This is a genomic window from Gordonia aichiensis NBRC 108223, assembly GCF_000332975.1.
Lineage (GTDB): Bacteria > Actinomycetota > Actinomycetes > Mycobacteriales > Mycobacteriaceae > Gordonia > Gordonia aichiensis.
Window position 1 is genome coordinate 409,649 of the sequence record NZ_BANR01000005.1, and the last position, 20,475, is coordinate 430,123.

The window sequence follows — 20,475 nt, forward strand, 5'->3', positions numbered from 1 at the left end:
GAGGTCGCCGCACGGTCGGTCTCCTTGCGAGGTCAGAGCGAGGCCCTGGCCACGCCGAGGTCCATCACGCTCCCTGGAGACCGAGTGCTCGGGAAATGGTGAAGAAGAGATCGGTCTGGTCGGTCAGGCCTACGACATTCGCCGCACTCGGTCCGTACGCGGCGATCCGCAACTGCGTGCCGGTGTGGCCCTGATCCATTGCATCGAGATTGTCCGACGTGCCGTACGAGACAGTGAGCGGTCGACCGTCCTTCGTGGTCAGCACCCGTGTCAGGCCCGGATAGATCGCGTCCTTCTCCGCCTGCACCGGGAGCTTCGCGTCGTCGGCGGCCTTCTGGACATCGTCTGCCGTCATGGATTCGACGATCTGGCTGCTGTGCGCGTGATCTGCGGTCACGATCACCAGCGTGTCGCGGTTGTCCTTGGCGTAGTCGAGCGCCACCTTCGTCGCTTCGTCGAGGTCCACGGTCTCACCGATCTGACCGCATGGATTCGCTGCGTGATCCTGCTTGTCGATCGATGCGCCCTCCACCTGCAGGAAGAAGCCCTTGTCGTTGCCTTTGAGAAGGTCGATCGACTTTTTCGTCATATCGGCGAGCTTCGGAGTCGACGAGCCGCGTTCAGGATTGTCGGTGCAGGTGGCCGCGGGCTCGAGGTATCCGCCCTTCGTCGCCACCGGCCCGTTCCAGCGGACCGGCATGTTGCCCTCGGCGAACAAACCCAGGACAGGGGAGTTCTGGTTTGCAGCCGTGACACCGTTCAGCTCGTCGGCGCTGCGAACCATCTGATAGCCACGTTCTTTCGCCTGTACCTCGAGCGTTTTGCCCCGATACTGCCCTGCGGTGGCGGTTTGCTGGAACGTCTTCGCACCACCGCCGAGGACCAGATCAGCGCGGGTCGCGAGGAGTTGCTCGGTGATCGACCCCTTCCCGCCCTTGTCCAACGCATCGTCCGGACACTTCTCGGCTGTCTCTTCGGGGCCATAACACTTGCGATTGCTGACGTGGGCAACCTGCACCGCTGGTGTCGCGTCCTGGATCTCCGCGGTGGTCACATCGCCGGTCGCCTTCCCCGCCTTCTTGGCGAGCTCAAGCAGCGTCTGCTGCGACTTACCCTTGATGTCGACCGAGATCGCCCCGTTGTAGGTCTTGGTGCCGGTCGACCACGCTGAACCGCTGGCGGCGGAATCGGTGACGTAGGTGGGGTGACCGTCCTTGTCGATCGAGTAGTGCGTGTATTGACCGGTCAGGGGAAGCGCGTCAAGACCGCTGAAGGTACCGCCAGCGCCCTGTGCGTAGTCGCGGGCGACGGTGATCTCCGAGTCGCCCATTCCATCGCCGATCAGCAGGATGACGTTCTTCGCGCCGGAGTTGCGGATGGAATCCGCAATGAGCGATCCGCGGTCGTCACCTGCCCTGGTCGCACCTCCATGTTCTGAAAGCGTGCCCTTGGCAATGGGATTCAGCAGCGGCCCGGCCGTGTCGTCGTTACTGCCACCACTGCACGCCGCCATCACTGTCGTCGCACACACCACAGCGGTGACCGCCATGTACCGATGTCGTCGCATCCGCATTCTCCCCATATCCGTCGTTTTCCTGAACTCGGACATGGTCGTTGCGTTATGTGAACGAAAGTTGTCGTGAAGGCGACATCGGAGCAGCCACCCGACCACGAGTCGGGTGGCTGCACTCGTCAGCGCGGGAGCGGACTGTAGAACACCAGACCGTTTCCCTTGTTGTCATACACGACGGCACGACGCTCGTGCGCGTCGTCGTAGGGGCCCTTGATGATCGCGCCTCCGCTCTCTTCCACGGCTTTCGCATCACCGTCGACGTCATCGGTTTTGATGCCGACGACCACCTTGCCCGGAATGGGATGATCGACGTCGGTCGCCAGTGCAAGGGTCAGTGATCCGCCGTCGAGGGCTGCAAAGTGTGCGCCATCGCGGAATTTGAGCGTCATGCCCAAGGTGTCGCTGTAGAACTCGATGGACTCGTCGAGATCGTCGGTGGAGAGAACGATCATGCGCACGTCGTGGTCAGTCACTCAGGCCTCCTCTGGCCGATCGTGGTTCACCTGTATGAACCCACAGCGATATCGACGCTAGTGCACTGACGAGCCGGGCGAATGGGACTTCCGACCCTCATGAAAACGGCTCCCGACCTGTTCGGGTCGGGAGCCGTAGACGGCGTCTGGCGTCAGCCACGCACCGCGTCGAGTGCCTCGTTGAAGGTTGTGCTGGGCCGCATGACCGAGGCCAGCTTGTCCGAGTCAGGCGCGTAGTAGCCACCGATGTCGGCGGCTTCGCCCTGTGCCTTGTTCAACTCGGTCACGATCGCGTCCTCGTTCTCCGCGAGCGTCTTGGCGAGCGGAGCGAAGTGCTTGGCCAGCTCCTCGTCGTCGGTCTGCTTGGCCAGTTCCTCGGCCCAGTACATCGCGAGATAGAACTGGCTACCCCTGTTGTCGAGCTCGCCGGTGTTACGCGACGGCCCCTTGTTGTTCTCCAACAGTCGACCGGTCGCGGCGTCTAGCGTCTTGGACAGCACCTGAGCCTTGGGGTTGTCGTTCTTCTTACCGAGGTCTTCGAGGCTGACCGCCAGCGCGAGGAACTCACCGAGGGAATCCCACCGGAGGTGGTTTTCTTCGAGGAGTTGCTTGACGTGTTTGGGCGCCGACCCTCCCGCTCCGGTCTCGTACAGACCGCCGCCGGCCATCAACGGAACGATCGACAGCATCTTGGCGCTGGTACCGAGCTCGAGGATGGGGAACAGGTCGGTCAGGTAGTCACGCAGGATGTTTCCGGTGGCCGAGACCGTGTCGAGCCCGCGGATGAGTCGTTCCATCGTGTAGCGGATGGCACGTACCTGCGACATGATCTGGATGTCGAGGCCCTCGGTGTCGTGATCCTTCAGGTAGGTGTTGACCTTGGTGATCAGCTCGTTCTCATGCGGGCGGTAGGGGTCGAGCCAGAAGACCACCGGCATTTTCGACTCGCGCGCACGGGTCACGGCGAGCTTCACCCAGTCGCGAATCGGTGCGTCGCGCACGATGCACATGCGCCAGATGTCGCCTTCCTCGACGTTCTGCGAGAGCAGGACCTCTCCGGTCTTCAGATCAACGAAGTTCGCGACCCCGTTAGCAGGAATCTCGAAGGTCTTGTCGTGCGAGCCGTACTCCTCGGCCTGTTGCGCCATCAGCCCGACGTTCGGCACCGTACCCATGGTGGTGGGATCGAACTGCCCGTTCGTCTTACAGAAGTTCACCATTTCTTGGTAAATGCGCGAGAAGGTCGACTCCGGGTTCACCGCCTTGGTGTCCTTCGGCCGTCCGTCGGCGCCGTACATTTTGCCGCCGGCACGGATCATCGCGGGCATCGACGCGTCGACGATGACGTCGCTGGGGGAGTGGAAGTTGGAGATGCCTCGCGCGGAGTCGACCATCGCCAGCTCAGGCCGGTGTTCGTGACACTTGTGCAGGTCGTCGACGATCTCTTCCTTTTTCGACGCCGGCAGTGTCTCGATCTTGGCGTAGAGATCGGACAAACCATTGTTCACGTTCACACCGAGCTCGTCGAACAGGTCGCCGTGCTTGGCAAACGCTTCCTTGTAAAAGGTGCGCACCGCGTGACCGAAGACGATCGGATGACTGACCCGCATCATCGTCGCCTTGACGTGCAGCGAGAACATGACGCCCGTCTTGTAGGCGTCCTCCATCTCGTGCTCGTAGAACTCGATCAGGGCCTTCTTGCTCATGTACATGCTGTCGACGACGTCGCCATCGAGAAGCTTGACCTCGGGCTTGAGGACGATGGACTCACCACTGTCGGTGACCAGTTCCATCTTCACCGTGCGGTCACCGTCAACCGTCATCGACTTCTCACCGTGGTAGAAGTCACCTTCACGCATGTGTGCGACGTGTGTGCGCGACGCCATCGACCATTCACCCATCGAATGCGGATGCTTACGTGCGTACTCCTTGACCGCCTTGGGTGCTCGGCGATCTGAATTTCCCTCTCGCAGAACAGGATTGACGGCACTACCAAGACACTTGGTGTACCGGTCGCGGATCTCTTTCTCCTCGTCGTTCTTCGGATTGCCGGGGTAGTCGGGGATGTTGTAGCCCTTGCCCTGCAGTTCCTTGATCGCTGCGAGCAACTGCGGTACCGAGGCGCTGATGTTGGGGAGCTTGATGATGTTGGTGTCGGGTTCCTGGGTGAGACGCCCCAGTTCACCCAGGTGGTCGCCGACCTTCTGCTCGTCGGTCAGATAGTCGGGAAACTCTGCCAGGATGCGCGACGCAACGGAGATGTCGGACGTCTCGACGTTGATGTCGGCAGCATCGGCGAATGCCCGGATGACGGGCAGAAACGCGTAGGTCGCCAGCATGGGCGCCTCGTCGGTCAGTGTGTAGATGATGGTCGGTTGCTTGTCGCTCATAACCTGCCTTCGCTCTCGAGTGCGGTCGCCCGACACAATTGGGTCGTGTGTCTCAACCGCTGGCCACGCGCGGGTGTGCACGTCCAGCGTCAACCCTATTCCGTCAGTGAAACCCGTGCCGCATGTGCTCTCGAAATGAACTCGGTCGCGTCACGAGGTGAGCGTGTTCTCGGCCACTGTGGTGCGCTCGCGGCGGTGTCGGGCGGTCATGGCAGACTCGACCGCGGTCCGTGAACGAGGTGCAACCGTGAGGTGACGATGGCGAACTCTGCCGTGGATGGGGCGCGGACGCTGACCGACACATTCGAGGCCAATCGCTCGATCCAGCGCTCGGCGGCCGTCCGTTTGTTCGCAGCCTCCAACTCCGCGCTGTACGTCACGCTCATGGAGCGCCATCTGGACTTCGGAATTCGTCACACCGAGTCCGAACTCGCGATCCGTCTCGACCGCGACATCGTCGAACTGGGTGTCGACGACCAGCCGCCGGGACTCGATCTCATCAAGTCCTGGGCCAAGCAGGGCTGGCTGCATCGCGTCACCGACATCGCGTCACCGTCGGCGCCCAACGTGTGCTTTCTGACCACCGAGGCCCGGTCGGTGATCGCGTACATGCGACGGCTGCGGCGCGAGGACAGCGTCGCCACCGGCGGCTCGATCATCGGAGTCGCAGCCGGGCTGCACCGGGTTGCCACACAGGTGACCGACGATCCGGAACGCATCCGCGAAGACATCGAGCACCAGATCGACGAACTCGACGCCGAGCTCGTCGAGTTGAGCGAGGGTCGTCGCCGCCCTTTCGACCTGCGCGGCGCGGAGGACGAGGCACGGGCGATCGCCTACCAGATGGAACAGATCATCACCGACATCGGCCAGTACGGGGCAATGCTCGATCGGATCACCACGGCGTTGCTCGACGATCCGCACGATTCCGACCTCGCCTACCGCGAGCGGCAACGCCAGATGTTCGACGACTACGAGTCGCTGCTGGAGTCCTCGCAGAGCGCGTCCTACCACGCGTTCACGCAGATGATCCAGGATCCCGAGCAGCGGGCACGACTCATCGCCGACATCGAGCTCGTCGTCGACCGACTGCCGAGCATCGACACCGGCCTGCGCACCGTCATGGAGAACTTCTTCCCCCTCGTCGCTGAGCAGATGGCCGAAGTCGGTCGGATCAGACAACGGTGCGCCCGACGAATCCGCCGGTTCGTCGCATCGGGAACGCTCGAACAGAGCCGCGGGGTCGCGCGACAGCTCAACGACGCCCTCGCGACCGCCAATGCACTCCTCAGGGACTCGCTTGCCGATCGTCGCCTGGGTTACGAACTGCCCGTCGCCACCCCGCAGGTGACGTCGATCGGTCGGCTGGCCTTCGAGATCCGCAATCCTGCGCCACCCGAACAGGCGCGGCCTGCGGACGGACACACCAACCTCGCGTCGTTCTCCTCGCTGGCAGGCCAGGTCGACACCGTCGAACTCGCCGAAGTGATCAATGACCGACTCGCGGCGGGCCCGGTCTCGTTGAGCGATGCGATCGCCGCGTTGGACGAGCCGTACCTCGGGCATGTCATCGTGTTGTGGTCGTGGGCCCTGCGCCAGCCTCGGGAAACACAGCGCCAGCCTCGGGAAACACAGCGCCAGCCTCGGGAAGTACAGGGGCCCGGCGACTCCACGTTCGTCCGCTTCCGGTCGCTCGAGGGCGAGGACCGCGCCATCGAGGTGCCGATCCTGATGTTCAGCGAGCCCATCCCGTCCCAGTACAGCGACACCGATTCGATTCTCAGCACGGAAGCCGACGCCTGATGACGAGTACCGACTCCACCAACCCCAGCACCTCGCCCAACCCCAGCACCTCGACGGCCGAGGTCCCTACCGGCACCTCAGCTGATACGGCAGCCCAGGTGTCGACGGTGCCCGCCGACGAGTACGCCGGCTACGACGACCTACCCACCGCCGCGACGCACGGACGTGTCGACGGGCCGCGTGCGCCCCGATTCGACGGTGACGTCTCGGCGATGCCCGACCGGGCGTGCTGGGCATTGCAGAACCTGCTCACCCGCAGACACATCAGCGGCGACCGCAACCCGCAGCTGTGGGCCTGGGTCATCGAGTACCAGGACATGTTGCGCAGCCGCCTGTCAGAACTCGACCTGCGGTTGCGTCTCGTCGACGAGCTACAGGTCGCCTTCGTCGAGCAGGCCGGATATGACTCACGTTGGGGCAGAAAAATTCTCAAGCGCGAGACCATCCAGACTTACGACGCGATCCTCGCGCTCCATCTCGCGAAGTTCCTCCGCTCGTCGCGTGAGGAGACCGCGATCATCACCCGCGAGGAGATCCACGAGATGTTCGCGGGCGTGACCAACACGATCGATCGCGATCTCGCGTTGTTCGACAAGCGGATCGAGCACGCCATCGACAAGCTCGAAGAAATCGACTTCCTGCGTCGTCATCGCGACGACCCCGACACGTTCACCGTCAGCCCCGTGATCACAGCGGTGATGACGGCTTCGGTCATCACCGACCTCCAGCGCCAGTTCGAGCAGTTCATCGGTGCGGGCGAGACCGGCGACGACGTCATCGCCGACACCGATACAGCCGGCGGCAACGAGGATTCGGAGTCGAGTCACCCGCACCCCGCCGACGACACCGACGACTACGCCGACGAAGGAGACGAGTGGTGAGTGATCTCGACAACGTCGACCAGACCGATCGGGTCGGTCGTCGGCACGGACCCGGCGGGCATACCGAGGAGCAGTACTATCTCTCACGGTTGCAGTTGATCAACTGGGGCGTCTTCGACGGCTACCATTCCATCGCCTTCAGCCCCGGCGGCGCGCTCATCACCGGCTCATCCGGCAGCGGCAAATCCTCCCTCCTGGACGCGATTTCGCTCGCATTCCTGCCCGATCACCGCCGGAACTTCAACGCCTCGGGAGACACCACGGCCGCGGGCTCGTCGGGAGGACGACGCACCGTCGGCAAGTATGTTCGTGGCGCATGGGGCGAACGCCGCGATGCGACGGGCGCGCACCGCGAGATCATGTACCTCCGTGGCAGCGGTCCGGCATGGGCGGCGATCGCCGTCACCTACACTTCGACGTCGGGCACTGCCATCACCGGACTGGTGCTGAAATGGCTGGCGGCAGGCAAACTCACCGATGCACACAGTGCGTACTTCATCCACGACGGCGACGTTGACATCGTCGACGCGTGCAATGAATGGGCGGCCAACAACTACAGCGCCGCACGTTTCCGTGATCGCGGCTGGCAGGGCGGGCCGGGGGAGGGCAAGTACCTGTCGACCCTGTACTCACTTATCGGTATCCGCGCATCCGATGCGGCGCAGCAGCTACTCGGAAAAGCGAAGTCCCTCAAGAGCGTTGGAGGACTCGCGCAGTTCGTCCGGGAGTTCATGCTCGACGAGCCCACGAGTATTGCCGGTATCTCCGACGCTCTCGAGCAGATCGATCCACTCGTGGAGGCCCGCGAACTTCTCGACGTCTCGCGTCGCAAGCGTACGATCCTCGACAACGTCGAAGCACTCCAGGAGCGATACGCGGCGGAGTCGGCCACGTTCACCGTGCTCGACACGATCGAGCCGGAGGTCGTTCGCTCGTACGTGACCAATCTGCGTCTGCGCAACGCCGAACCCGAGATCGCCGATCTCGATGACCAGATCGCCCGTCTGGATGCCGACCTCGCCGCGCTCACCTCGCAACACGATCAGCTCCGTCAGGACCACAGCCACCTCCTCGGTCGGATCGCCACGTCGACAGGCGATCTCGCGCCCCTCCAGGAACAACTCTCGACCGCGCAGAAGGCCAGTAACGAGGCGTCGATCCGCCGCGCCACCTACGAGCACAAGATCTCGGCTCTCGGATTCGACGTCCCGGAGGATGGCGAATCGTTCTGGGAGCTGCGTGAGCACCTGATGGAGGAGGCGACGCGCCTCGACGGTCAGCTCGAAGCCGGCAAGCCCCATTTCGCCGAGACCCTGGCCACCGAAGTCGCCGCGCGTGCCCAGCGCGACGCCGCACGTGACGAGCTCGAACGAGTGCGTCACGCAGGCTCGGCACTTCCCCGTGCCGAACACGAGATGCGTCGAATCCTGGCGAACGCGCTGCAGCTCGACGAGTCAGAACTGCGTTACGTCGCAGAACTCGTCGAACTCGATCCGTCCGCCGAGCGGTGGCGGCTTGCGGTCGAGAAGGTCCTGCGAAGCGCAGGGTTGCGTCTTCTGGTGCCCGACAAGCACTTCGCAGCCGCGCTGAAGTTCGTCAACGACCACGACATGCGCGGTCGGATCGCGCTTCACCATGCCGAGGCACGACCGGCGCCGATGGTCGAGCCCGGCACACTCGGAGCAACATTGCATGCGGCAGAGCCCGACCACCCGTGCACCAACGAGGCGCTGACCGTTCTCGCCAGACTCGGCAACTACGTGTGCGTCGACTCCACGTCCGACTTCGTGGACCATTCGAAGGCAGTAACCGATCGCGGCCTGCGCAAGGATTCAGCGAAGCTGGCCATCAAGGACGACCGCAGCCAGCTGCGTCCGTCACAGTACATCTTCGTCGGAAACGTGACCGCGAAGATAACTGCTCTGCAAGAAGAACTCGACCTCGAGAACGATCTCTACGAGCAAGCACGCGCACGCAGCGCTGAACTCGACCGAGAACGCACCGCCAAAGAGCAACGTCGCGACGCCTACCGCCGGGTGTGTGAGCAGTTCACCGGATGGAACGAGATCGACCTCGACTCCGCCGACGACCGCGTCGACACGCTCACCGAGCAGTACGAACTCCTCATGGAGGAACATCCCGACACCGAGGCCCTCCAGCGCAAGGCCGAGGACATCTGGGAACAGGTCCGCGCGGCGATCTCACAGGCCGCGTTGGTGCGCGACAAGATCGCGACACACGACAAGCGGCGCACCCAGCTGCTCGACCTCGTCGACAGACTGACGATCACACCGATCCCACCGCATGCGGAGGCGACACTCGATCGGTTCCGCGAGGAGTCGGCCGCGGTTCTCGACGTACTCGCCCCGGACCCCTTCCGGCAGGAGTTGCTCAAAGCGGTTGGCCGCGAGCGTGATCGGATGCGGGCAGACACCCGGCGCTCCCGCGACGAGCTCGGACGCATCCTCGACGCCTACGACAAGGAGTTTCCTGACGCGATACCCAATGACAGCGACGATTTCGACGAGCGCGTCCACGACTACGTCGCGCTGTGTCGCCGCATCGACGAGAGGGAGTTGCCCGCTGCCTACGAGCGGATGCGACGACTCATCACCGAACAGGCCCCGGGTGCGATCCTGAGCCTGCACATGGCAGCCGAGGCCGAGGAACGTCGGATCGTCGAACAGATCGAACGCGTCAATTCCGGACTCGGATCAGTGGCATTCAACCGAGGTACGCGTCTGCGGCTGTGCCCGGGCCGTAAGACACTTGCCGCGGTCGCGGAGTTGACCGACAAGGCTCGACAGATCTCCGCGCGCACCGCTGCCGTCGGATTCGGCGACGAGGAGGCCATTCTCGAGCAGTATGCCGACATCCTGCTCCTGCGCGAGCGACTTGCAGGCGCCACGCCGGAGGACAGGCAGTGGACGCGAGACGCTCTCGACGTGCGTAACCGGTTTGATTTCTACTGCGAGGAACGCGATGCAGAGACCGGCGAGACCATCCGCACCTACAGCAACGCCGGCGACAACTCCGGTGGCGAGCAGGAGAAGCTGATGGCTTTCTGCCTCGCAGGTGCGCTCAGCTTCAATCTCGCGAGTCCGCACGGCAACGGGAACCGGCCCATCTTCGCGCAGTTGATGCTCGACGAGGCGTTCTCGAAGTCAGACCCGCAGTTCGCGCAGCAGGCGCTCGCGGCGTTTCGCAAGTTCGGTTTTCAGCTGATCATCGCGGCGACAGTGCAGAACACCAGCACCATCCAGCCCTATATCGACAACGTCGTGATGGTCTCCAAGACCGAGGATGTCAACAGCAGACCGGTCGCGACCGCGATCTCGACGTCGATCCAGACGTTCTCGGATCTGCGGCGCACAAGCACCAGCCGTCTCCCTGTGTGAGTGACCGGCCGTGTCGGCCCACTGTGCCGTCCGCGTCGGCCCACTGATGACCGGGGCCCCGGCTGACCGATGTCAGCCGGGGCCCTCGTGCGTCAGAATCTCTGTGGCAGAGCTAATTCGTCAGCGTCACTGCTCCTCAGGACGAGTAGTCGTAGAAGCCCTTGCCCGACTTCTTGCCGAGGTAGCCTGCCTCGACCATGCGACGCAGCAGCGGAGGCGGCGCGTAATGAGGCTGCCGGAACTCGTCGTACAGCGATTCGGCGACGTCGAGCACAACGTCGAGCCCGACGGTATCGCTGAGCGTCAGCGGGCCCATCGGGTGTCCGCAGCCGTTCACCATGCCGGTGTCAATGTCCTCCTTGGAGGCGTAGCCGCTCTCGTACATGCGGATGGCGTCGACGAGGTAGGGGATGAGCAGTGCGTTGACGACGAAGCCACCACGGTCGCCTGCCTGAATTGTCTTCTTGCCGAGATGATCTCGCGCATAGGCGGTGACGGTTTCGATGGCTTCCGGCGAGCTGGCGAGGCTCGAGATGATCTCTACGAGCGGCATGACGGGCACCGGATTGAAGAAGTGCACTCCGACCACGCGGCTGGGATCGGCGACGTCCTTGGCAATACGGATGATCGGGATCGACGAGGTGTTGGTGGCGAGAATGGCGGTGGGAGCGGTGATCTTGTCGAGTTCGGCGAAGAAGCCGACCTTCAGCGCCTCGATCTCGGGGAGAGCTTCGATGACCAGCTCACGATCGGCGAAGTTGGATACCGATGTGGTCAGTGTCAGGCGGGCAAGCGCCTGCTCGGCGTCGTCGGCGCTGATCTTCGACTTCGAGACCGCACGATTGATGGACTTCTCGATCCGTGCGCGCGCCGCGTCGGCCGCAGCCTGGTCGCGCTCGAGCACGAGGACGTCGTCGCCCGCGCGAATCGCGATCTCGGCGATTCCGGCACCCATTGTGCCGCCGCCGACTACTCCGAGCTGTGTCATGAAGCTCCTCCAGATGTTGAAACGTGGTCGCAGGTCACCCTACTGCGCGCGGGGCCGGCGCCCGGAACCAGAGTCGGCCACCAAAGATGCCGCAGCAGGTCACACGAGGGGCTGGCGGTGTCAGATCATGTTCTTACGGGCCAGCCAGTGCATCACCGGCCACCCGATGAACACCGGAAGCCAACAGGTCAGAACGCGGTAGAGCAGAACACCGGGAACGGCAACCGCGGAGGGGATACCGAATGCGGCCAACCCTCCGATGAGTGCTGCCTCGACGGCGCCGACGCCACCGGGGGTCGGTGCCGCGGAGGCCAACGTCCCACCGATCATCGTGACCACCGTCACGGTGATGAACGAGACCTCCCCGCCGAACGCGTGCACGCTAGCCCACAGCGCGAACGCACCACCGAGAGTCGTTGCGCCGCAACCGAGTGTGATGATGGCGAGCCGTTTGGGTTCGCGCGCCACAGCCTTCAGATCGGCAAGCACCTCGAGCAGCTTCGGCCGCAGCGACGCCCCGAGCCAGTGGCGCAATTTCGGGATGAACAAGAACAGCCCGAGCGCACCGAGCACGACGCCCGCGACCAGGTACAAGACTGTCGCGGAGGGCACGAAGTGAGACAGGTCGGCCGAAGTGCCCGCGACCGCGGTGAAGAACAACAGCAACACGACATGCACGATCACCTGCACGCTCTGCTGTAGCGCAACCGCCGTGGTCGCCCGGACTCCACCGAGCCCCGCCTTCTGCAGGAACCGGGTGCTCAGCGCGAGGCCTCCGACGCCCGCGGGGGTCGTCGTCGCGGCGAACGTGTTTGCGAACTGCATGACGGTGAGCTTCCACATGCTGGTCAGTCCGTCGGCGCAGGCCCACAGTGCGGCGGCAGCGCCGATGTAGGTGAGCATCGACGCCGCCAAACCGAGCAACGCCCACGCCCAGTCGAGGCTGCGCAGCTCACTGAAAAACGTCGGCACCGTACTGATGAAGGGATATGCGACATAGACCAGAGCAACAAGCAGGACCAGCTGGATGATCTGCGACCGACTGAACCGTGTGATGGACTCTGCTCGGATCTCGTCGGCACCGGTCTGCGTACGGATCTCGTCACGCGCCGACGACATCACCGCTTTGCTGTCGGTGACTGCGTCACGAATCCTCTTCGGCAACGCGGACGCGCTCAGACGACGCGAGGCAACGAGCACCGCATCGGCACCGAAGGCGTTGATCGCCGCACCGACTGCGGCGTGGGAACCGTACAGATCAGTGGTGGTTGCGAGGAGTTGGGCGATATCGGACTGCAGTTGGACATCTGACGCGCCGTACTCCGCGAAGTGGAAGCCCCCGAATCTGATCGCTTCGTCGACGACGGTGATCTGCGCGGCCCGCAGGTCGCCATGGGAAATGCCCTCCGAATGCAGCGCGTGGAGCGCCGCCCACACGTCGGCGACCGCTATCCGGTCGCTGCACTGATCAAGCGTGGTGCCGCGAGGAGGGGTGCCCGCGTACATCGTCCAGTCCCGGTCGAGTGGTGCGACTGCGATGGTCGAGCTGTTCGACAGACCGAGTCCGTCGACGGTGACCGTCATGAGACCACGGTGCTCGACCATCCGGTGCGCGGACAGCTGTAGCGGTGCGGTCTCCTCCGACCGCAGACGAATCTTGCGCCAGAATTCGCGCAGGAGGCCGGCACTACGCTGATTCGGTCCGTACAGGTCGACGATGATCTCGCCGTCCGCACTGGCGAGGAGTTCGAGGGGACCACGGCTGGCCGGCCGAACCACACGCATCGCGGTCACGCGCACCCCGCGACGCTGCAGCATCCTCGCCGCGTCTTCGAGCGGCACGACCAGCGCGGGAGTGCCTGCCACCCACACGACGAGGGAGCCGACGAACCATCCGGTCGCGAGCCCGAGCACCGCGCGGGCGGGCACGACGGCACTGACCACGAGGTGGATGGGCACGAATGCCAGCAGCAGAAGCCACCACCATCGGCGCCAGCGCGCCGGTAGCCACGGTCCCGACACGGTCAGTACCGCGGCGAGCATCGCAATCCACCTCGGGTCGTCGAGGAACTGTGACAACAATGAGTCCAGTCGCTCGCCGCGATCGAAATGCCATGTCGGTGCGGCGATACCGTTCTCGCTCACCGACAATGCGAGAAAACTGATCGCCGCCGCGGTCGCATACGCCCACAGCAGTCGCCATTGTCGTGCAGCCAGCAGACCCACGAGGATCATGAAGGGCAGTGCCAGAATCGCAATACCGTAGGCAAGGTATACGAGCCCGGCTTGCGTGGGCGTCAGCACGCTGACGATGCCGGAGATCGACTTCTCCAGCGCGACCCAGTCTCCGCGGGTGATCAGTGAGCTCACGACAACGACGATCAGTACGATTGCGGCGACGATGAGCCGCAGGATGTCCGACGTCCGCCGCGTCAGCGGCTGCAGCAGATCACCGGAGATGGTGATCTCACGTCCGTCGACGTCCATCGGATGTTCGTGTCTTCCCACGGTCTGGCGCACCGACGGTCCGCCGGGCATGGTCAGACCCCAACATAACCGGGCATCCCCTCTCGATCCGGGAGGTGATGGGTTACGGGGTTGCCGCTCGTGTTCGCTCGGCAACCAATCCGCCAAGGGTGACGAGGTCGGTGTCGGCGTGCGATTGTCGGACGTAGACCTGCAGATCGGCGACCGCCTGCGCGTGATCGGCGTCGTGCACCAGCGGGCCGGGTCCGAGCGCGCGGTTCACCCTGTCGATCACGGCGCTCGCGCATTTTTCCACCGACCAGCGAACTCCGAGGGCTCGCCGCCTCGCCGCTTCGATGTCGGATGGAGCTGTGTCGACGTCCCGCCCCGCGACCTCGAGCAGTGCGAGAGCCGTTGCTATCTCTGCCTCGACAGCGCCGAGGTGCATCGCGACGATCTCGGGAAGGTCGCTCTGCGACGCCGCCTTGGCGTAGAGAACGTCGGCAACCTTCTGAGCACCACCGAGCCAACATGCCGCCACACCGATTCCTCCGTGCCAGAACCCGGCGCGGTCGAGATAGGCGCCCGGTTCACCAACCGGTCGAGCGGCAACATCGTCGAGGACAACGGTTCCGGTCTCGGTGCGGTCCATCCCCGCATTGGTCCATCCGGTGAATTCTCGTCGGACACCGGGCTCGTCGAGTGCTATCGCGAACATGCGGCGCTCCAGAGTGTGGTGCCCGTCGCAGACGTCGGCGGTGATCAGCGCGTGATCGCACGACAGGACTCCCGAGCACCACGGCTTCGTCCCGGTGAGCCGCCACCTGCCGTCGCTACCTGGCTGCGCCTCCACGCGCGTGCGGGGCGGCTCGGCCGCCCACACGCCCCACAACTCGCCGGGTTCGACGCCGTGACCGGTCAGTTCGTGAAGTATCGCGTCCGCGTCGACATGGGCCTCCACCAGCCTGCCGACCGCAATGTCGTCATGGCACAGATCTCGAAGCACCTGCCACCGCCTCCCGGTCGCACCCTCGCCCGGGTAGGGGAGACGAAGGCTCTCGACGATGTGACGGGCACGCGCGGCGGCGTTGTCGGTCACGCGCGTCCACCCGCCTGAGCGGCGACGGGGCCTGCCGCCTGCGCAAGCGAACGCAGGTGCGCGGCAAACCCATGATCAGCCCGACCTCGAGCTCGGGTGGAGGTGACCACCGGAGCGCGATGTGAAGCGACTATCAGAGCACCGGACGCGCGGACGCGATGCACCAACTCGACGTCTTCTCCGTGCGGAATCGGCGCGAACCCTCCGACCGCGTCGTAGGTGGAAGCGCGGATACCGAAGTTCGCTCCGTGGATGTGGCCATGCCCTTCCTCATGTCGATACGACTCTGCGTACCGCTGTGCGACACCGGGTGTCCAGCCCGTCCATCCATCCGGCGTCACGGTTCCGAGATAACAGTCAGCTCCTGTGTCGGCGACGGCGACCTGTTGCGCGAGCCAATCCGACGGAACCCGACTGTCCGCATCGGTACTCGCAAACCAGGTCCGCGCCGAGACATGAGTCCGTTGTGATTCGTGCTGGGCGAAGCCTGCACGCCGCGCCGCTCCGACCGACGCGAACGTGCACGCGATCACGTCGACGCCGAGAGGCACTCGCCGTGCGGTCGAGTCCGTACACGCGTCGAGTACCACGGTCACCGTTACCGTGCAGGGGGTGTTGTCTGCGGCGACGAGCACGCTTGCCAGGCAGTCGTGCAGCAGGTCTTCCTCGTTATGAGCCGGAACGACGACAACGACCTGATTGATCGCGGTCGGCGGCGACACGTCCGGGGCGCGCGATTGGCGGAGTGATGTGGAGAAAGCGGATGCACGCACGGTGAGCCCCCGGGAGGTCGAACGATCGTGGCGCCCAGTGGCTGAAGGCGTGATTGCCACTCTAGCCGGGCCACATCACCTTTGGCGTCATGCCGGTCAAGCGGCACTCTCCATCGCGAGCAGCGCCGACTTCGCTTCGAGTCCGCCGAGGTATCCGCCGAGAGATCCATCGGTACGGAGAACGCGATGGCACGGTACGACGACCGGTAGAGGATTGGTGGCACAGGCGGTGCCGACGGCGCGCACCGCCTTGGGGTTGCCCACAGCTCGCGCGAGCTCGGCATAGGTCACGGTGTGTCCGTACCCGATGGTCGGTAGGGATTGCTGTACCTGCCGTCGGAATCCGGACGAGAGCCGGTAGTCGAGCGGCAGCGTGAACTCCTGTCGACGGCCGTCGAAGTACTCACCCAGTTGGTGGGCAGCGTCGTCGAGCATCATTGGTGCACAGAGGATTCGTGAACTCACCCGATGTGCAAGGTCGTCGAGCACTGCGTCGAACCCCTCACTCTCGAATGCGACGCGCAGCAGGCCCGACCCGGTTGCCGCCAACATCAGTCGCCCGATCGGGGTATCAACGATCCGATATCCGATATCGACGAGATCGTGTTGTCCGGCAACGGTTTCCAATCGCGCATGCAGTGCGGAGAGCTCGTCATCGTCGATCGGAAGGATATTGGAGCCGAGTCCGTTGGTGGTCTTGTCAGTCATGGTTGTTCTCATTCTCGTGGGGTGTCGGCGAGCATGCGCCGCAACGTCTTCATCCCGTCGGCCGCGGCTCGTCGAACCGCCTCGGGGGTACTGCCGAGCAGCTTCGCGGTCTCCGCGTGCGGCAATCCTCCGAGGTAGTGGTAGGCGATGGCCAGGCGCTGACGATCGGGGAGCAGGGCGACGACGTCCCAGACTCCGACGCGATCTCCTGTGTGCGCCGCGCTCGCGTCGTCCCGGTCCGGGACGAGCGCGACGGGCACGGCGTGTCGTTGGCGTGCGCGGATGATGTCGACGGCCTTGCGCTGCGCTACCCGAACCAGCCACGCCTCGACGTTGGTGTCGTTCGGGAGTTCGGGCCACGCACGTAGTGCGGAGAGGAACGTCTCCGACCAGGCATCGTCGGCGTCCGCACCGACACCGAGTACCGCTCGGCACACCCGCAGCACGGTCGCACCGTGGTCGCTCACCGCTCGCTCGAAAGGTTTCTTCATGGCCATCACACGGTAGACGCGCCAGAGTGTCGTGACGTGAGATCGCGTTCTGCCATCGTCAGAACAAGCGGGAAGCCCTGACCTCCTCGGGTTCCTCGAGTTCGAGTAGCAGGCGCTTTCGGTCGAGTCCGCCCGCGTAACCGGTCAGCGCGCCGTCAGCCCCGACCACCTGGTGACAGGGGATCACGATGCCGACTGGGTTACGCCCGACGGCCTGTCCGACACGTTGGGCCTGTCGCGGTGCGCCGATCGCCGCAGCCACCGAACCGTAGCTCGTGGTGGTCCCGTAGGGGATGTCGCGCAGCACCGCCCACACGGCCTCGTGAAACGAATCCCCCGACGTGCGGACTGCAAGGTCGAACACCGTCCGTTCACCAGCCAGATACTCCTTCAGCTGGTTCGACGCCGCGTCGAGCAATGGGTCATCGACAACCTCGGGGCCGAACTCCTCGACCGCCGGCCGGTGACGCTGGTCGACGAAGTAGATGCCGGTGATCACGTCATCGGTCGCGGTGAGGGATATGGCGCCCAGTGCGGTGTGGATCGTCATGTACCTCTTGTCCGCGTGGGTCGTCGTGTCCGCCTCGGTCATCGCCGGGGTCCTCCTGGGATCGGGTGCGCTGGGTCATCAAGAAGACGCGCGCCGTCGACGACACGTGAGATCCCACCCCGGTGCTAGTCTACTTAGGTAAACCTAAGTTGACGACTTGTGGAGATGACGATGGAGAACCGAGCGCGCGCACAACATCTTGTCGATCAGGTCGCTGCCGAGGCGCGATGCCGAGAACTGTTCACCGCTCAGGTCCGGCCCGTCGGCGCGAACGAGACCGTGTGGATCGACGAGTTCGAGCCGGGGTCGGGGTGGGGCGGCTATTCGAGATGGGACGGGACGATTGTCCTCGATCCGGCATACCTGCGCGACGCGGGTGAGATGGACACCCGCCTGGCCATCCGTCACGCCGTTGGATGTGCGCTGTTCCGCTGCGGCTCAACCGGCCACCCCTGGTACTCAGCACTGCTGCACGGCCTCGCGGTGGCGGGCATGGCGTTGTCCGGAACCCCACTGCTCCCAGCGGCCGACGTCGGCGCTCCCGGACATCCGGGCAGCGCGGCGGCGCGTCGTCGAGCTGTCGTCGCCGGCGACGCCTTTACGTGGGAGCATTCGACGGCCGCCGAGCGGCAGCGCAGCCTTGCGCTGATCGCTGCACGCGGGTGCCCCGGCGCGGATCGACGAATGAAGGCCTTGCGCGCCTGATCACTCATCTCTCGACGCTGCCGGGGAACCGAGAGCGTCAGGGTCGTCGGTGGACTCGGCCGGGTTGTCGAACGAGACGTCGATCTCCTCGAATCCCTTGCTGCGCTGAGCTTGTGCCTGTGCCGTGTACGCCGCCTCATCGCCAGGTGTGAGCACGACGTTGTCGGTGAACGGTGTGAGCACCGATCGGGGGTACAGCTTGTCGACTCGCACCGCATTGCTCTCCAGGCAGATGATGATCAGCACTGCTGCCACGTACAGAAAAGCGAGCAAACCGAGCACGACCGCAAAGACGCCGTTGGTTGCACTCGAGCGCACGATCACTCTCTGCACGTAGACGCTGCCGAATGTCTGAAGAGCCTGCCAGCACAACGCGGCGGCGATCGCACCAGGTAGCACGTCACGCGCACCAACCGCACGCGCAGTGCCGATCACGAACGCGATGGTGAAGACCGTGGCGTACAGGAGCACCGATGCGACGATCGCCAGGGGCCTGGCGACAGACCCGAGGTCGATGGCTGCAATCACGCCGTTCAAGACTGTCAGCGCGATGATCGATCCGCCGATGGTGAGCAGCAGACCCGCACCCTTGACGCGTGCCTGAATCGGGTTGGGACGTTCGTTACGGGGCACATTCCAGATGATGTTCATCGCGTTCTGAATGGCGACCGCGACACCGAGACCACCATAGATCGCGCCGACGGCGCCGATGGTCACCGCGAGCCCGCTGCCGCTGATCGCCCCGGTGTCGCGCAGTTGCGACCCGATGACCGGAATCTGGGACAGTGCCGAATCGAGAATCTGATTCTCCAGCTCCGGATTGTTGCGGAGCACGATTCCGAGGACGGACGTGAAGACGAGGAGCAGTGGGAACAGCGAGACGAATCCGTAGTAGGCGATGAGAGCGGCAAGATAGCCACCCTGATCGTCGAAAAACTTGTACACGACTGCGAGGGGATACCCGGTCGCGGGATGTTGACGCTGAAAAGCGTCGATGCGCTCGGAGAACGACATTCACGTGCCTTCCGTCACCCCATTGCCAGGCGACGATCGACGTGGGTCGCTGGGTATCGGTCGCGTGCTGAGTCTATGGGCGAGTGGGTCTCATCGGTCAGGGTCTCATCAGGCTGGGTTTCATCGGTCTGGGCTCGCAGGTACGGTACTCGCCGGACACACAGGCGCTCCGACTCGGGGTCCGGTCTCTGTACCCCGCCACTAGGACGGCACAAAGCGGCTCCCGCTCCGTCCGCGGAGCGAGAGCCGCCTGCCGATACCCGCGGGTCGAGATCGGGCGTCGAGCGCTACTGCGCTGGGACGACCTTTCCGTTCACCGTGACCTCCACCTTGTCCGCGGACGCAGTCCAGGTGATCTTGCCGTGCTCGAACGTCGACGTCTTCACGCCGTTCTCATCGGTCTCGTCGCTCGTCGCGGTGCCGAGCGGCCCCTGCGAACCGCCCTTGCCGTCAGCGGACGGATTACCTTCGGCGTCACGCTTGACGTTCCAGGCATCACGGATCTTGCCCCACGTGATGTACGCCGGAGTCGACTCCTCGCTGTTCTTCGCGGTGATGACGCCACCGGCGAACTGCTGGAACACGACGCCATTCTCGCCGGTACCCGACGCGTCGGCACCGGTGCTGGGTGCCCCGAGATCGGTTTTCTGCTGCTCCGTGGCAGCCTTGTACTTCGCTGCGATGGGCCCGGTCAGCTTGACCTCGCTGCCGTCGGCCGCCTTGAGCTCAACCGATTCGCCCGCGCCCGCCGACCCCGACATGCCGGCCATACCCTCCATGCCCGACGTCGACTCGGCAGCTGACGACGCCGACGAGGACGCCGAGTTCGAATCATTGTCATCGCTGCAGCCTGCGGCGATGAGTGTGACTGCCGATGCTGCGGCCACGAGGCCCGCGATACGACGAGTGGTCTGCTTCATTGGTTCCCCTTCGTTTCTGACTCTGGGTACGCGTTCGGATGAGAACGCACTGACGACGGTAAGCACAGCCGACGCGATGGATCACTCACAACACGCACAAAGGTGCAGTGTTGAAATGTTCGAGTACAGAACCTGACATACCGGACATAAATCGTGTCCGGATCGTGAGATCGGGCGCCCATAACACCGCAAGGGCACGCCACGGAATACATCGACAGCAGACACCGTTGTCTCCTTTGACGG

The 20,475-nt window shown here is 64.3% G+C and carries 16 protein-coding genes; 4 read left to right on the forward strand and 12 right to left on the reverse strand.

Annotation, left to right across the window (positions count from 1 at the left end; all coding sequences use genetic code 11):
• Positions 1 to 64 precede the first annotated feature (64 nt).
• From phoA to GOACH_RS09060, 3 genes are all read right to left on the reverse strand, one after another.
• Entirely contained in the window at positions 65 to 1,567 is a 1,503-nt protein-coding gene (phoA, locus tag GOACH_RS09050; protein ID WP_005173746.1) for an alkaline phosphatase, read from the reverse strand.
• A 125-nt stretch (positions 1,568 to 1,692) separates the two neighbouring features.
• Entirely contained in the window at positions 1,693 to 2,046 is a 354-nt protein-coding gene (locus GOACH_RS09055; protein WP_005173751.1) for a VOC family protein, read from the reverse strand.
• A 152-nt stretch (positions 2,047 to 2,198) separates the two neighbouring features.
• Positions 2,199 to 4,436, reverse strand: coding sequence for an NADP-dependent isocitrate dehydrogenase (locus tag GOACH_RS09060; RefSeq protein WP_005173753.1), 2,238 nt, complete (start codon positions 4,434 to 4,436; stop codon positions 2,199 to 2,201).
• A gap of 258 nt (positions 4,437 to 4,694) precedes the next feature.
• Between GOACH_RS09060 and GOACH_RS09065 the strand changes: the two genes are divergently transcribed.
• The 3 genes from GOACH_RS09065 to GOACH_RS09075 all read left to right on the forward strand — a co-directional run bounded on the left by GOACH_RS09065 (position 4,695) and on the right by GOACH_RS09075 (position 10,518).
• Positions 4,695 to 6,239, forward strand: a complete 1,545-nt coding sequence (locus tag GOACH_RS09065) for a DUF3375 domain-containing protein (protein ID WP_005173755.1) — start codon at positions 4,695 to 4,697, stop codon at positions 6,237 to 6,239.
• On the forward strand, positions 6,239 to 7,120 hold the full coding sequence (locus GOACH_RS09070; protein ID WP_005173757.1) for a DUF4194 domain-containing protein: 882 nt from the start codon (positions 6,239 to 6,241) through the stop codon (positions 7,118 to 7,120). The genes GOACH_RS09065 and GOACH_RS09070 overlap by 1 nt, the downstream gene beginning before the upstream one ends.
• An 89-nt stretch (positions 7,121 to 7,209) precedes the next feature.
• The gene (locus GOACH_RS09075; protein ID WP_052003961.1) at positions 7,210 to 10,518 is read left to right on the forward strand and encodes an ATP-binding protein; all 3,309 of its coding nucleotides are present in this window, start codon (positions 7,210 to 7,212) and stop codon (positions 10,516 to 10,518) included.
• Positions 10,519 to 10,654: 136 nt separating this feature from the next.
• Here the strand turns inward: GOACH_RS09075 and GOACH_RS09080 are convergent, their stop codons facing one another.
• From GOACH_RS09080 to GOACH_RS09110, 7 genes are all read right to left on the reverse strand, one after another.
• Positions 10,655 to 11,506 (reverse strand): 3-hydroxybutyryl-CoA dehydrogenase, encoded by an 852-nt coding sequence (locus GOACH_RS09080; RefSeq protein WP_005173764.1) that lies wholly within the window; start codon positions 11,504 to 11,506, stop codon positions 10,655 to 10,657.
• A 120-nt stretch (positions 11,507 to 11,626) separates the two neighbouring features.
• The gene (locus GOACH_RS09085; protein WP_005173767.1) at positions 11,627 to 13,993 is read right to left on the reverse strand and encodes a lysylphosphatidylglycerol synthase transmembrane domain-containing protein; all 2,367 of its coding nucleotides are present in this window, start codon (positions 13,991 to 13,993) and stop codon (positions 11,627 to 11,629) included.
• A gap of 103 nt (positions 13,994 to 14,096) precedes the next feature.
• A complete protein-coding gene (locus GOACH_RS09090; protein ID WP_005173769.1) occupies positions 14,097 to 15,071 on the reverse strand; it encodes an acyl-CoA dehydrogenase family protein in 975 nt (324 codons plus the stop codon).
• Entirely contained in the window at positions 15,068 to 15,844 is a 777-nt protein-coding gene (locus GOACH_RS09095; RefSeq protein WP_005173771.1) for a glycosyltransferase family 2 protein, read from the reverse strand. The genes GOACH_RS09090 and GOACH_RS09095 overlap by 4 nt, the downstream gene beginning before the upstream one ends.
• A gap of 96 nt (positions 15,845 to 15,940) precedes the next feature.
• Positions 15,941 to 16,552, reverse strand: a complete 612-nt coding sequence (locus GOACH_RS09100; RefSeq protein WP_005173773.1) for a methylated-DNA--[protein]-cysteine S-methyltransferase — start codon at positions 16,550 to 16,552, stop codon at positions 15,941 to 15,943.
• Positions 16,553 to 16,560: 8 nt separating this feature from the next.
• Positions 16,561 to 17,043: an RNA polymerase sigma factor gene (locus tag GOACH_RS09105; RefSeq protein ID WP_005173774.1), complete on the reverse strand. Its 483-nt coding sequence runs from the start codon at positions 17,041 to 17,043 to the stop codon at positions 16,561 to 16,563.
• Positions 17,044 to 17,101: 58 nt separating this feature from the next.
• Entirely contained in the window at positions 17,102 to 17,635 is a 534-nt protein-coding gene (locus GOACH_RS09110; protein WP_005173775.1) for a methylated-DNA--[protein]-cysteine S-methyltransferase, read from the reverse strand.
• 129 nt (positions 17,636 to 17,764) lie between these two features.
• On the opposite strand from GOACH_RS09110, the gene GOACH_RS09115 reads away from it, so the two are divergent.
• The gene (locus tag GOACH_RS09115) at positions 17,765 to 18,298 is read left to right on the forward strand and encodes a hypothetical protein (RefSeq protein ID WP_005173777.1); all 534 of its coding nucleotides are present in this window, start codon (positions 17,765 to 17,767) and stop codon (positions 18,296 to 18,298) included.
• Here GOACH_RS09115 and GOACH_RS09120 read toward each other — a convergent pair whose 3' ends face one another.
• Positions 18,299 to 19,312, reverse strand: coding sequence for a YihY/virulence factor BrkB family protein (locus GOACH_RS09120; RefSeq protein WP_005173780.1), 1,014 nt, complete (start codon positions 19,310 to 19,312; stop codon positions 18,299 to 18,301). It lies immediately after the preceding gene.
• 287 nt (positions 19,313 to 19,599) lie between these two features.
• Positions 19,600 to 20,232, reverse strand: a complete 633-nt coding sequence (locus GOACH_RS09125) for an LGFP repeat-containing protein (protein WP_005173782.1) — start codon at positions 20,230 to 20,232, stop codon at positions 19,600 to 19,602.
• Positions 20,233 to 20,475: the final 243 nt, after the last annotated feature.

Excerpts from the sequence above, each read along its gene's own strand:
- GOACH_RS09110 (WP_005173775.1), bottom strand. The coding sequence starts at position 17,635 with ATGACCGAGGCGGACACGACGACCCACGCGGACAAGAGGTACATGACG.
- GOACH_RS09080 (WP_005173764.1), bottom strand. The coding sequence starts at position 11,506 with ATGACACAGCTCGGAGTAGTCGGCGGCGGCACAATGGGTGCCGGAATC.
- GOACH_RS09125 (WP_005173782.1), bottom strand. The coding sequence starts at position 20,232 with ATGAAGCAGACCACTCGTCGTATCGCGGGCCTCGTGGCCGCAGCATCG.
- phoA (WP_005173746.1), bottom strand. The coding sequence starts at position 1,567 with ATGCGACGACATCGGTACATGGCGGTCACCGCTGTGGTGTGTGCGACG.
- GOACH_RS09085 (WP_005173767.1), bottom strand. The coding sequence starts at position 13,993 with ATGGACGTCGACGGACGTGAGATCACCATCTCCGGTGATCTGCTGCAG.
- GOACH_RS09065 (WP_005173755.1), top strand. The coding sequence starts at position 4,695 with ATGGCGAACTCTGCCGTGGATGGGGCGCGGACGCTGACCGACACATTC.
- GOACH_RS09100 (WP_005173773.1), bottom strand. The coding sequence starts at position 16,552 with ATGACTGACAAGACCACCAACGGACTCGGCTCCAATATCCTTCCGATC.
- GOACH_RS09120 (WP_005173780.1), bottom strand. The coding sequence starts at position 19,312 with ATGTCGTTCTCCGAGCGCATCGACGCTTTTCAGCGTCAACATCCCGCG.
- GOACH_RS09070 (WP_005173757.1), top strand. The coding sequence starts at position 6,239 with ATGACGAGTACCGACTCCACCAACCCCAGCACCTCGCCCAACCCCAGC.
- GOACH_RS09115 (WP_005173777.1), top strand. The coding sequence starts at position 17,765 with ATGGAGAACCGAGCGCGCGCACAACATCTTGTCGATCAGGTCGCTGCC.
- GOACH_RS09105 (WP_005173774.1), bottom strand. The coding sequence starts at position 17,043 with ATGAAGAAACCTTTCGAGCGAGCGGTGAGCGACCACGGTGCGACCGTG.
- GOACH_RS09060 (WP_005173753.1), bottom strand. The coding sequence starts at position 4,436 with ATGAGCGACAAGCAACCGACCATCATCTACACACTGACCGACGAGGCG.